The sequence below is a fragment of the Flavobacterium sp. WC2430 genome, assembly GCF_040822075.1.
In the GTDB taxonomy this organism is placed as follows: Bacteria; Bacteroidota; Bacteroidia; order Flavobacteriales; family Flavobacteriaceae; genus Flavobacterium.
Genome location: NZ_CP162007.1, coordinates 1564537 through 1577222, shown reverse-complemented (window position 1 = coordinate 1577222; position 12686 = coordinate 1564537). Strand labels below are relative to the sequence as shown.

Genomic DNA, 12686 nt, shown 5'->3' with positions numbered 1-12686 from the left:
AAATTATTTTGTAGTCGTAATTAATAAAGTGATCAAAGTGATTAACAAGGAGGATATGGAAATTATCACTCCAGTATTAGGTCCAATCGCCGCTCCGTTTATTCTGTTTTTGTTAGGCTCTACATAAACCACATCGTTTTGAGCCAAGTAATAAAAAGGGGAGTTGATAAAATCTGCATTGGTAATATCTACTCTATTATAGGATTTCACTCCATTAATTTCTCTAATAATTAAAATGTTATTTCTTTTACCATAAATAGTTAAGTCTTTTGCCATGGTTAAAGCTTCAATTAAAGTGACTCTTTCCGATGCAACAGTGTAAGTTCCTGGGAGATTTACTTCTCCTTGTACCGAAACTTTGAAATTCATGATACGAAGGTTAACTATTGGGTTTTTAATATAAACGCCTATTTTCATTTGCAACATTTGAAGTAACTCGGTGCGACTTAATCCTCCTACTTTTAATTTACCTAACACAGGGAATTCAATATACCCGCTAGCATCTACTAAATACAACTGCTGTGTTTGTTGTCCCGTAACCAAATCTAGTTTACCTGCATTTTGAACTGATATCGATTTCAGATTAAAAGGTGCTGCAATTTCAGGATCTTCGGCAGAAACAATAATCATCAATAAATCGTCTGGTTGTATGGTAATTTCATACGAATTTCCTTTTTCTATAGACGGTGTACCATCAATATCCTGATAATAAACTATATCTTTTCTAGAAGCACAAGAAAAGAAAAGTATAGCAAAAAAAACGGGAACCATTTTCTTAAACAAAGAAAAGTATTTCATAAGTCATTAATTTTTAAATGCCACAAATATAGGCATTATTTTTTTTTACAGATAAAAAACCTTATTCGGTTTTATCTACAAAGCCAAATTGATAAAAGTCATTTCCAATTGACTATCGAAACCAAGTATAAAAACTCACTAGTTCATAAAAAACACATCTGCTAATTAACTTAACTAATAACTGCAGATCTTTGTTACGAATTACAGAATATTGAATGTTATTACTGTCCAATTCTCAATCTTAACCTCAGAACACTATTCACTTCTCAGCTCTAATACGCTTTTTCTTCCCCTTTAAAAATATTGTAAACGGTCAGGTAAATTATTTTTATATCCAGTAATAAGCTCCAGTTCTCTATATACCATATATCATAATCTACTCGGTCTTTCATTTCGATCAACTCTTTCGTTTCTCCACGATAGCCATTGACTTGAGCCCAACCCGTAATTCCTGGTTTGGCATAATGACGGACCAAATAATTATTGATTAATTCAGAATACTTTTGGGTATGTCGCAACATATGTGGACGGGGTCCTACAACAGACATATTCCCTATAAAAACATTAAAAAACTGAGGCAACTCGTCAATATTGGTTTTGCGCATAAATGCCCCTATTTTGGTTACTCTTGCATCGTTCTTGGTAGCTTGTTGATAATCTGAACTAGCATTTACCTGCATGGTTCTAAATTTCCAGCAAAGAAAAGATTCATTTTCTTTTCCAGAACGTTCTTGCTTGAAAAAGATGGGACCAGGGGAATCCATTTTCATTAAGACAATGATGATAGGAAATAGCCATGGAAAGATCAATACAATAACCAAAATAGAAAAAATTAAATCAAACGCTTTTTTTAACAACAGATTAATAGTACTCTCTAGCGGTTCTTTTCGTAACATTAATACTGGAGTGTTCTCATAGAAAGTAATTTCTACTTTACGGGACCGAGTGTATTGTTGAAAATCAGGTACGAATTTAATTCGGACCATATAGCGTTCACAGAGGGCTGTTAATGTATTGATAATCTCTATATTGTCGATATGCAACGCTACATACATCTCGTCTACGTTTTCTGTAATAATATACGCTTCAATTGCATCAAAATCACCCAAAATGGGCCCCGATATAAAGGCGAAAGGGTCTACTATTTCGTCGAAGAAACCAAGGATTCGATAGCCAAACGTTAAGTCCTTGGATAATATTCTGTTTATATTTTCACCTGCATCATTAGCCCCAATAATAATGACATTCTTAAAATTATACCCTTTCGATCGAATGTATTTCAATATTTTCATAAAGGAAACTCTTGAAATAAAAAGCATAATAAAAAAAACAACATAAAAATAAAACAAGCGTACCCGAGAAATTTCATGAAATTTTAAAACAGTTACAAAAATAGCAATTAAGGCAGTATGAATAATGAGATGTTTAAACATTCGAATCAATATCGTCTCAATTCGTTCTACCCGTATAATTCTATAGGCATCTCTATACAATAATATAACAATCCAAAACAAATTGGATAAAAGCGAAATGGTTTGCACCTCTTTTAGATCAATTCTATCTACTGAACCATACCGCAACCAAAAAGAAAAAGTTATGGCAACATTCAATAATAACAAATCCCATACAACAAAACAAATTTTAAAGTAACGGGAAATACGTAAAGAGGCAAGGTTTTTTAAGATGGACATATACGATTCAAAAATTATAAATTGGTACTAGCATATAATAATCAAATATCATTTTTTTAAATATTGACTTAGCGCTTGTAGTTTCTTTTGAAAAACGGCACGAATAGGGTTGACATTATGGAACTTATAAATAGCGTAATCTTCTTTTAATACTTCAAAAGCTCTGGAATAGCTTGTACTTAAGCCACCCATTCTCATTTTTACAATGTATTCATTTAGATAACTTAGTTTGATTTTGTATTTAAATAAATAGCGTAATAAAAACTCGGTATCTGAGGCAATCTTAAAATTCAAATCATAAACCCCATATTTTTCCATTAGCGATTTCTTTAAATAAACGGTGGGGTGCAACGGTAACCAGCCTGATTTTAAATTATTAAAATTATAGGCACCCCCAATGCGGTTGCGAACTAATTTCTCTTCAGCATCATTGGTAACATAGACCCCATTCCCATAAATCCCTTCTGTTTGGGATTCATTCTCAAATTTGGTGGCAATTTTAGAAACTACCCCAGTATCATAAAAGGCATCATCCGAATGCATCAAACCAATGACATCACCAGTAGCCAGATGTAAACCCTTATTAATAGCATCATACATGCCTTGATCTGGTTCTGAAACGTATTTAGAGATCTTATCCAAGTAAGATTCAATAATGTCTTTTGTCCCATCTGACGAATTCCCATCTATAATAATGTATTCGATATTGGGATAATCCTGATTCAAAACACTTTCTATCGCTTTTGCAATAGTAGCTTTGCGATTGTAACAAATAGTAATGATAGAAATGCGCATAATTTTATTTTTTACCAACGATTTTTGATTAATTGTGCTGGGTTCCCTCTGAAAATTCCATTTTTTTCTAGCGATTGCGTAACCACAGAACCTGCTGAAACAACTGAGTCAATACCAATCGTTACATTAGGACCTACAAAGACACTAGCACCCACCCAACACCCATCTTGAAGAGTGATTGGCCCGTTACGATATGGCATCGAAGGTATTTTATAGTCATGATTTCCTCCACAGAGAAAAGCGCGTTGACTAATACAAACATTATTGCCAATGTAAAGCTGCTCAAAATTCAATAAAAAGGCTTCTTCACCAATCCAAACATGATTCCCTACAACTAACTTCCAAGGAAAATGAATATTGACTCTTGGCTTAATAACAACACCTTTTCCAATAGTAGCTCCAAAACAACGCAAAATAAACACTTTGATTTTAGATGGAAATGGGAATGAAGACAGAAAAAAAAATATCTTTAATAAATACCAAAGAATTTCAATTAGCTTATTTACACCTCTATCTAAACCACTACTAGCATCAAAACTTGATAAATTTATTTTTGAATTCATAAAAAATTACTTATTACTTTCAAAATACTTCAATAATATAGACAACTACATATGGTAAACAAAAATTATTAATGCTTGATAATTCTACGCATTGAGTTTGCAATTTTTAATGTTCCAGGAATGTAACTTAAAACATATTTAGAAATATACATTAAGATAGTTGGTATATAAATTTTATTATAATACTGCTTTTGAATAACTACACACTCCTTCATTAGCTTTAATGACAACCTATAGTTAAACGTTACCCCATTACAAATAAATGAGACTAAAACTAAATCAAGACGAAAAGTACATGATGGATTATACTTATCGTTATTAAAAACTCTACAAAAAAACTCATAATCACCTAAATACTTAAAATTTTCACAATACAAACCAACCTTTTCAAATAATTCCTTTTTTATAAATGTACTTTGATGAGGTATACTTGGATATTTTACCAAATGATTCAAAAAATCAGAAGGAAGAGACCAATTAATTTTAATACCATTAATATTTAATTTCGATATGTTGTAAAATATTAAATCTGTCGTATTTAGTCCAATTAAAAAAGATTGGTCCAATGACTTAAGTAAACTATCACCAGCGTTTAGAAATTGTAAATACTCGCCTCTAGCCATTAATGTACCTTTGTTCATTGCATCATACATATTTCTATCAGATTCGTGAATCCATTTTAAATATGGACAATCTAAATTTTCTAAAAAAAACATAGTTCCATCTGTTGATTTACCATCAATAACGATCCATTCAACTGCTTCTCCTAAGGAAGATTTAATACTATTGTAAGTTTGAATTAGACCATTTTTGTCGTTGCGAACTACTGTTATTATTGATAATTTTATTTTCATAATATTTAATTGCTAAAAAAGGTAATAAAAAGGCTACAAAAACATATTGCAATGTCATAAAAGCACCTGAATTATTTAGATTTAAAAAAGATAGAATGATAAAAGATTTTATAATTTTACTGTTAGTCTTAATATAATTTAAAATTAAAGAACCATAGATTATAAATCCAATTAGGCCAAAATATCCTAAAATTAGGAAAAAACTATTACTAATTTTTGTTTCTGCAAAACCCATCATTTTTTTTTCAACATAACTGTCAAATTGGCCAAAAGTTAAACCTAAATAATAACCATCTTCAAAAATTAATTTATATACTATCTTAAAAGGCAGTGTTACACGCATAAAACCCGATGATATATCATCAGAGCCGCTAGAAAATTCATTTAATCTAAAAAATAAAAACAAATCATTTGAAAAGAAAATTAGAAAAATGAAAGTAAATAAAAAAATTACGAACAATATTAATGATGAAGCTTTATTTTTGTAATTAAGGCTTAATAATTCTAAATACACTATAATACTTAATGAAACATATGCGAATGCTGAATTTACAAAAAACAAAATTCCTAGTGTTATGAATAAATTTAAATTTAATAACTTGAAAGTTTTACCTAAATATAATCTTGTCCAATAAACATTTAAACATACAAATCCTAAATAGCTTGGCTCAAGATAAAATCCTTTCATTCTATATTTAGCTATTTCTAAATCAAGTTGATAATAAAGTTGATACTCCCCAAAAAGGTTAAAAAAAGTTCTGTAACCCAATATAATAACAAAAAAAAACTGAATTAGAACAACTATTAATAAGATTTTTTGAAAACTATAGAGTGTATTGTCAATAACTATTCTTGATACTTTTAATGGTTTTCCGAAAGCTCTGACAACCAAGAAGTAACTAATAACAAACTGAGCATAAGTGTTAAAAAACTCAACCCAATTAGTAATATTTAGAGATACAAACGGCAATAAAAAAATTAAAGCCAAATAACCCAATTCTTTTTGGATATGTTGTTTTGAATTAATCTGAAAAGTTGAGAATACCCAAAAAGGAATTAAAACAAAAGCCAAAGAAATATCGAAATTAGCAACTTTAGCTATTTTTAGATGTAACGATATAAGAATTGTAACCGTTAATAAAAACCATTTTTTTCCCTTCATATCAATAAATTAATTATTGAATAGTTTAGTATACTCTTCAACCATCCTAGTTTTATTATAAAAAGACAATGCGCTGTTTCTTTTAACCTCTCTCAAATCTTCATTTTTGATAATGTCAATAAAATTTCCACTTGATAATGCATCTACAATTTCTAAAGAGTTTTGAATTCTTTTTCCTAACCAAGAATTTTCTGCTTCCATAATTTCTAATGCACCTTTCGATTTTGTATAAAAAACAAAATTACCAACGCATAACGCATCTACCAAAACAGTAGGGTAAATATCTATCGATGAAGAGAAAAGATAACAATCCACCTTTGTAAGTATATCAATATATTTTTCTCTATCAGAAACATATCCATGATCGATTGCATTTCCATGTTCTTTAAAAGGATTATTCTTACCAATAAAATGAATCTGCACTCCTGAACTTAATAAACTTTCAATTAATACTAAATCAATCTTACCAGGTTGGGATAAATCAACTGCTGAAACACATATTTGAATTGTATTACGGATTTGATAATTTCTAGTAATGTTTTCAAAAGGGCTTGTTTCAATTGCATTTCTAATAACTTTTATAGTATGATTTGGGTAAACTACTTTAAGATCATTGCAAATCCATTGTGCAGGTGAAACAAAAATTAAATTAGGAATACATGAAAGTGCATTAATTTTGTTTTTACGTTCATTAGCTGCGATTGAAAATAATGATGAAGGATAATAATTCAGGTTTGGACATTTTTCACATCCTTTTTTCCATATATCACAATCATAAATAAATGCACATCTACCCGTATAATGCCACGAATCATGGGCTACCATTATTATTTTTTTATTTTTCCCTTCTTCTCTAAATATTTTAAATAAAAAATCAAAATTTATAAAATAAGAATGTAAAGTATGACAAATCACAACATCTGCTGATTGTATTTGTTTGGTCAACTGCTTCTTAAGAGGACTGAATAAATCTTTTCCTATAATTTTATGAAAAAATAAATTAATATGAGGTATGATTGGAAATATATATCTTGAAAATATAAAATCTTTATCAATTAAGTTTTCTTTCAAGCCTCTTTTCCCATAACCAACTAAATACTTAGAATTAAAACCTTCCTCTTTGAGGCCACTATGTAAAGTTTTTGCAATATAAGCAGCACCTCCTTTATTATATAATGTCGAAATTGTCAATATATTCATATCTATAATCTAAAAAGTTCTAATTACTTTAGCTGGATTTCCGACTACAACTGAGTTAGAAGGAACATCTTTAACAATTACTGATCCAGCTCCTATAATTGTATTATCACCTATATTTACTCTACCTAAAATAACCACATTGGCACCTATATCAACATTATTCCCTATCACTGGTGCACCTAGGCAATTTCCTTCTTTATCGGTTTTATGACCAAGAGTAGTATTATGTCTTAATACAACATTGTTCCCTATTACAACCTTAGGGTTTATAACCAAACCTACACCATGATGAATCATTATACTGTGTCCGATTTTAGTAGTATCAGGTATTTCAACTCCGAGAAACCATTCAATAAAGAACCTATATAATATCCTAATAGGAAATCCTATAACCTTCAACAACTTATATCTATTCTGAGCAAAAAAACTTGTCAACCTAAAACTAAAAACAATAATAAATGGTTTAGGATTTCTATAGGTGAAATTATTTTTAAAATCTAGTTTGAAAGCTTCATAAAAATTAACCGAGGAACTTTTCTTATCCATTCTATAATTTATATTTTTAAAAAATATTAGTAAAAAAAAAGGAAAACATTTTAAGTTGTAAAATTAAATCAAACTTCATTTTAAAAGAATATGTACCAATTTTATAAAACAACATAACTTTAAAAGATTGCTTATCAAATATTTTTTCTGTTATATTAGCTTTTAAAATTTCTTTTAAAAGTGTTATGAGAATTGAAAAATCATCATTTATTAATATCTCATTATTAATAAAACTTAGAAAAATATACTTTTCCCTTTCATTAAAATTTAAACCCAAATTATCTAACCATCTTAATTTTACTTTATCAGCATATTCATTTTGGGAATTAAGCCCAGCATTCGAAATTTGCTCACTGTGAGTCCTATTCATCATCAAAACTAAATTAACATTAGCAAGATTCAATTTTAAACTAGCTCTACACCATAATTCATAATCTTGAGATTTAGAAAAAACAGAATCATAATATAAATTGTTAATTATAAAATCTTCTTTTCTAAACATTACTGAGGAATGTGACATTCTATTTCCAAAAAATAAACTTGCTTTTAATAATTTTGAATTTGAAAGATACTTATATTCTTTATTTTCAATTCCAAAAGTCTTTGTCCACGATCCAACAATTGAAATTGATTCATTTCTATTTAAATAATCAACTTGTATTTCAAATCTATTACAAAATGCTATGTCATCAGCATCCATTCTAGCTATGTACTTCCCTTTTACAATTTTCAATCCTTTATTTAGCGACTTAGTAAGTCCAATATTTTCAGAATTATTGATTAATAAAATACGATCATCCTTTAAAGTATATTCTTCTAAAAATATTTTATTAACACTATTTTCAGGATTATCATTTATTATTATAAATTCAAAATTCTGAAAAGTTTGAGTTAATATTGAATCTATTGACTCTTTTAACCACTGGACGGGTTCATTATAAACACTCAATAAAACTGAGACTTGTACAGGATAATTCATATCTTATTATCAATAATTTTTGCTGGATTACCTACAACTATAGAATTTGGAGGAACATCTACAAAAACTACAGAACCACATCCTATTACTGAATTTGAACCTATGGTAATTCCTCCAAATATTACAGAATTTGCAAATATTGTAACATTATCTCCAATTATTGGATAAGCTGCATCCTTATAATTTTCAGTATCTTTAGTACCTATTGTAACATTCTGATAAATTATACAATTTTTCCCTAAAACAACTTTCTTTCCTATGACAATTCCCACAGGGTGTGGAAAAATAACCTTTTGACTATGTAAATATTTAATACCAACTGTTAAATGATTACAAAAATAAATTCTGAATTTTTTGTAAAGTAATAAACTATAAAGTACCCCTATTACAAAAGAAGAAAAGGATTTAATTAAATTTAATATTCTTTCAAACATTTTTCTATATTATTTTGAATTTCTTACATTCTTTATATCTGTAAATTGTTTCAACTAAAAAGGATAATACAAAAGAAATACTGATTAATTGTAAACTATTTATTTTGAGAAAATAATAAAAAACAAAGATAAAAAGAACGTAAAAAATTCCTGAATAAATCATGCTTTTTAATACTGATGAATTGTGTCCATAAATTATAAGCGCGTTGCGACCTAACAATGCTCCCATGATATAAATCGGAAAAACAATTGCTAAAATTCTTAAAATATTAATTGAGTCGATCATCTTTTCTCCTCCAAGTAACCTAATCAAAAGGCCTGAACTTATTTGTACAGCTAACATTAATATTAAAGATACAGCAAGTGAAAATTTAAGAATTTTATTTAAGAAAATTTTATCTTTTGTGATACTCATTTTTGGATATATGGATTGGCTAATTATATCTAAAAATGAAATAAATATATTAACAATTTTAAGAGCTAAATCAAAATAAGCTACCGCTGAATATGTAAAAAAATATTTAGCTAAAATAATATTCAAATTAGTTTTAATCGTATTAACACTAAAGGATAGTGCCATTACGTAGCTTTTTTTTATGTAATGTAACATAGAAATATTACTTTGCAATCTAAATTTAATGTTATCTTTTCTCAAATAATATAAACCAATTATACATGAAACACCAACACCAATCAAATTAATTAAAGGAACTAAAATATAATCATTCTCTTTTTTAATAAAAACAACTATACAAAACAAAACCAATAGCTTATTTATTATTGATATTATCGCTATGTTTTTCATTTTCTCAAGTCCTTGAAAATACCATGTAGGAAAAAGAAATTCGTTCAAACAAACCCAAATAGAAAAAAAATAGAGTTCTATTTCTTTTTTTGGTACATCAAAAATTAGAATATATACCAACATGATAATTATCGAAAAGAAAAAAAGAAAAAATTTTACTTGAAAAATTGAACTCACTATTTTACTTAACTTAGTAATATTATTCCTGTGTATGCTTACCTCTTTTGTTCCTATTATATTAAAGCCAAAACTAACAATAATAGCAAAATAAGCCATAATTGCCTGGGCAAAAACTACTTTTCCATAAGAATCACCTCCTAATCTTTTGATTAACAAAGGATAAGTAATAATTGGAATTAATAGATTTGACAATTGCAAAATTGACAGATACGAAAAATTTGAAATAAGTTTATGATTCTTACTATTTAATATTTTCTTTATCATTAGTTTTTTAAAATTTTAATGAATTCAAATCTTAAATAAATTGTAATTTAAATACCAAGAAATAAATTTGGAAACTCCCTCCTTTAATTCGGTCTTTGGTATATACTTTGTTTTTTTATTTAAACAACTTGTATCTGCATAAGTCATTTTAACATCACCATCTTGCATTGGATAAAATTCTTTTAAAGCTTTGATATTTAATGAGTTTTCTAAGCAATAAATAAACTCCATTAAGTCTACAGGTTTTGAATTGCCTATATTAAAAATTTCTGCCTTTGGTTTAATAATTGGAATCTTTGTTATTAACCTCTCAATACCTTCAACTATATCATCAATATAAGTAAAATCACGCTGCATGTCTCCATTGTTGAATATTTTAATGGATTTTCCTTTCATAATGGCATCTGCAAATAACATAGGAGCCATATCAGGTCTACCCCATGGTCCATAAACCGTAAAAAACCTGAGTCCCGTAGTAGGCAAATTATATAGATGGCTATACGAATAGGCCATTAATTCATTGCTCCTTTTTGTAGCTGCATATAAACTTACAGGATGATCTACTCTATCTTCTTCTGAGAATGGAATCTTCGCATTTGCTCCATATACTGATGAACTAGAGGCATAAACTAAATGCTGAATATTGTTATAACGACAGCATTCTAAAATATTTACAAAGCCAACTACGTTTGACTGTATATAAGCGTGTGGATTTTCTAAAGAGTAACGGACACCGGCTTGAGCTGCTAAATTAATCACATGAGTAAATTGCTGTTCTTTAAAAAGTTTTTCTAATTTAGATAAATCTACTAAATCTATTTTTGCAAAATAATAATTTAAATAGGATAAACTTTGTACTAGATTACCTTCTTTAGTTATCTCATCAATAATTATTCCTGACTCCTTTAATCGATTAAATTTAAGATTTACATCATAATAATCATTGATATTATCAATCCCAATAACTTCTATTCCTTTCTCAATAAGCTTATTTACTAAATGAAAACCGATAAAACCCGCCGCACCTGTTACTAATATTTTCATTTACCTTTTTTTTAAAAAAAACAATCAATTTTTACTTTTAAATTAGTCAAAATAATTTAAAGTAATACATCCACCATCTTTTAACTAATACAATTTCAAGTCACTCGCCACCATTTCTTTAACCATAGCCGCTAAGTCGTACTGTGGTTTCCAACCCAACTGTGTTTTTGACTTCGTAGGATCTCCTATTAAGAGATCCACTTCAGTAGGACGGTAATACTCTGGATCAACTCTAAGTACAACAGTACCTATCGCTATCTGATACAAAGGATTGTTACAAGCCGCTACTTTAGCAATTTCATTTTCTTGCTCTCCTTCAAAAGTCAATTCAATGCCTACCTCAGCAAAAGCCATAATAACAAAATCTCTAATATAGGTAGTCACACCGGTTGCAATTACATAGTCTTCAGGGATATCTTGTTGTAAAATACGCCACATGGCCTCTACATAATCCTTAGCATGTCCCCAGTCTCTTTGAGAATTCAAATTTCCCAAGTACAAACAATCTTGTTTTCCTTTAGCAATAGCAGCTGTAGCCATGGTGATTTTACGGGTTACAAAAGTCTCCCCACGTCGTGGCGATTCATGGTTGAAAAGAATACCGTTACAAGCAAACATATCATAAGCCTCACGGTAGTTTTTAGTAATCCAAAAACCATAAATTTTTGCGGCACCATAAGGAGAACGAGGATAAAAAGGAGAGTTTTCATCATAAAAACCTGCTGCGTTTTTATTCTCAGCCAATCCGCCATACAATTCAGAAGTAGAAGCTTGGTACACTCTCGTTTTTTTTCCTAAACCTAAAATCCGAACTGCCTCCAAAATCCTCAAGGTTCCCAATCCATCTACATTGGCAACATATTCAGGGGAATCAAAAGATACCTTTACATGAGACATCGCTCCTAAGTTATAGATTTCATCGGGTTGTACTTCCTGTATGATTCGTATAATATTAGTAGAATCGGTCAAATCACCATAATGCAATTTAAAATTAACATGCACTTCATGTTGATCTTGATAGATATGATCGATACGTTGCGTATTAAAAGAAGAGGCACGACGTTTCACACCATGAACCATATATCCTTTTTCCAATAATAATTCTGCTAAATACGATCCATCTTGACCTGTGATTCCTGTTACTAATGCTACTTTTTGTATATTGTTATCCATAATATTATTGCTTGTTATTCGTGTTTTTGTTATACGATGGTAAATCGTTTATTTGGTTGATTGTTTAATCGTGTGTTGTGATTGAAATTTTGTTATACGATGGTGAATCGTTTATTTGGTTAATTGGTTAATTGTTTAATTGGTTAATCGTTTATTTGGTGAACTGGTTATTTGGTTAATCGTTTAATCGTGTGGAAA

At 29.0% G+C, this 12686-nt stretch carries 13 protein-coding genes; all 13 read right to left on the bottom strand.

The window, feature by feature from the left end; all coding sequences use genetic code 11:
* Nucleotides 1–3: 3 nt before the first annotated feature.
* Entirely contained in the window at nucleotides 4–798 is a 795-nt protein-coding gene (locus AB3G36_RS06865; protein WP_367757284.1) for a polysaccharide biosynthesis/export family protein, read from the bottom strand.
* Between the two features lie 272 nt (nucleotides 799–1070).
* Entirely contained in the window at nucleotides 1071–2489 is a 1419-nt protein-coding gene (locus AB3G36_RS06860; protein WP_367757282.1) for an undecaprenyl-phosphate glucose phosphotransferase, read from the bottom strand.
* A 48-nt stretch (nucleotides 2490–2537) separates the two neighbouring features.
* Nucleotides 2538–3284: a glycosyltransferase family 2 protein gene (locus AB3G36_RS06855; protein WP_367757280.1), complete on the bottom strand. Its 747-nt coding sequence runs from the start codon at nucleotides 3282–3284 to the stop codon at nucleotides 2538–2540.
* Nucleotides 3285–3295: 11 nt separating this feature from the next.
* A complete protein-coding gene (locus AB3G36_RS06850) occupies nucleotides 3296–3847 on the bottom strand; it encodes a WcaF family extracellular polysaccharide biosynthesis acetyltransferase (protein WP_367757278.1) in 552 nt (183 codons plus the stop codon).
* 68 nt (nucleotides 3848–3915) lie between these two features.
* Nucleotides 3916–4701 (bottom strand): glycosyltransferase, encoded by a 786-nt coding sequence (locus tag AB3G36_RS06845; protein WP_367757276.1) that lies wholly within the window; start codon nucleotides 4699–4701, stop codon nucleotides 3916–3918.
* On the bottom strand, nucleotides 4631–5863 hold the full coding sequence (locus AB3G36_RS06840; protein WP_367757274.1) for a hypothetical protein: 1233 nt from the start codon (nucleotides 5861–5863) through the stop codon (nucleotides 4631–4633). The genes AB3G36_RS06845 and AB3G36_RS06840 overlap by 71 nt, the downstream gene beginning before the upstream one ends.
* 9 nt (nucleotides 5864–5872) lie before the next feature.
* Nucleotides 5873–7063, bottom strand: coding sequence for a hypothetical protein (locus AB3G36_RS06835; protein ID WP_367757272.1), 1191 nt, complete (start codon nucleotides 7061–7063; stop codon nucleotides 5873–5875).
* Nucleotides 7064–7072: 9 nt separating this feature from the next.
* The gene (locus tag AB3G36_RS06830) at nucleotides 7073–7609 is read right to left on the bottom strand and encodes a serine O-acetyltransferase (protein WP_367757270.1); all 537 of its coding nucleotides are present in this window, start codon (nucleotides 7607–7609) and stop codon (nucleotides 7073–7075) included.
* A 16-nt stretch (nucleotides 7610–7625) separates the two neighbouring features.
* Nucleotides 7626–8588, bottom strand: a complete 963-nt coding sequence (locus AB3G36_RS06825) for a glycosyltransferase (protein WP_367757268.1) — start codon at nucleotides 8586–8588, stop codon at nucleotides 7626–7628.
* Complete coding sequence (locus AB3G36_RS06820) at nucleotides 8585–9022, bottom strand: serine O-acetyltransferase (protein ID WP_367757266.1); 438 nt, start codon at nucleotides 9020–9022, stop codon at nucleotides 8585–8587. Before AB3G36_RS06820 ends, AB3G36_RS06825 begins: the two co-directional genes overlap by 4 nt.
* Before the next feature lie 4 nt (nucleotides 9023–9026).
* A complete protein-coding gene (locus AB3G36_RS06815; RefSeq protein WP_367757264.1) occupies nucleotides 9027–10271 on the bottom strand; it encodes an oligosaccharide flippase family protein in 1245 nt (414 codons plus the stop codon).
* Nucleotides 10272–10295: 24 nt separating this feature from the next.
* Entirely contained in the window at nucleotides 10296–11315 is a 1020-nt protein-coding gene (locus AB3G36_RS06810; protein ID WP_367757262.1) for an NAD-dependent epimerase, read from the bottom strand.
* Between the two features lie 84 nt (nucleotides 11316–11399).
* Nucleotides 11400–12488 carry a GDP-mannose 4,6-dehydratase gene (gene gmd, locus AB3G36_RS06805; RefSeq protein WP_367757260.1) on the bottom strand — a complete coding sequence of 363 codons (1089 nt, stop codon included), beginning with the start codon at nucleotides 12486–12488 and terminating at the stop codon, nucleotides 11400–11402.
* Nucleotides 12489–12686: the final 198 nt, after the last annotated feature.

Bases quoted from the DNA above. Each gene is read 5' to 3' on its own strand.
- AB3G36_RS06865 (WP_367757284.1), bottom strand. From the start codon at position 798: ATGAAATACTTTTCTTTGTTTAAGAAAATGGTTCCCGTTTTTTTTGCT.
- AB3G36_RS06860 (WP_367757282.1), bottom strand. From the start codon at position 2,489: ATGTCCATCTTAAAAAACCTTGCCTCTTTACGTATTTCCCGTTACTTT.
- AB3G36_RS06855 (WP_367757280.1), bottom strand. From the start codon at position 3,284: ATGCGCATTTCTATCATTACTATTTGTTACAATCGCAAAGCTACTATT.
- AB3G36_RS06850 (WP_367757278.1), bottom strand. From the start codon at position 3,847: ATGAATTCAAAAATAAATTTATCAAGTTTTGATGCTAGTAGTGGTTTA.
- AB3G36_RS06845 (WP_367757276.1), bottom strand. From the start codon at position 4,701: ATGAAAATAAAATTATCAATAATAACAGTAGTTCGCAACGACAAAAAT.
- AB3G36_RS06840 (WP_367757274.1), bottom strand. From the start codon at position 5,863: ATGAAGGGAAAAAAATGGTTTTTATTAACGGTTACAATTCTTATATCG.
- AB3G36_RS06835 (WP_367757272.1), bottom strand. From the start codon at position 7,063: ATGAATATATTGACAATTTCGACATTATATAATAAAGGAGGTGCTGCT.
- AB3G36_RS06830 (WP_367757270.1), bottom strand. From the start codon at position 7,609: ATGGATAAGAAAAGTTCCTCGGTTAATTTTTATGAAGCTTTCAAACTA.
- AB3G36_RS06825 (WP_367757268.1), bottom strand. From the start codon at position 8,588: ATGAATTATCCTGTACAAGTCTCAGTTTTATTGAGTGTTTATAATGAA.
- AB3G36_RS06820 (WP_367757266.1), bottom strand. From the start codon at position 9,022: ATGTTTGAAAGAATATTAAATTTAATTAAATCCTTTTCTTCTTTTGTA.
- AB3G36_RS06815 (WP_367757264.1), bottom strand. From the start codon at position 10,271: ATGATAAAGAAAATATTAAATAGTAAGAATCATAAACTTATTTCAAAT.
- AB3G36_RS06810 (WP_367757262.1), bottom strand. From the start codon at position 11,315: ATGAAAATATTAGTAACAGGTGCGGCGGGTTTTATCGGTTTTCATTTA.
- gmd (WP_367757260.1), bottom strand. From the start codon at position 12,488: ATGGATAACAATATACAAAAAGTAGCATTAGTAACAGGAATCACAGGT.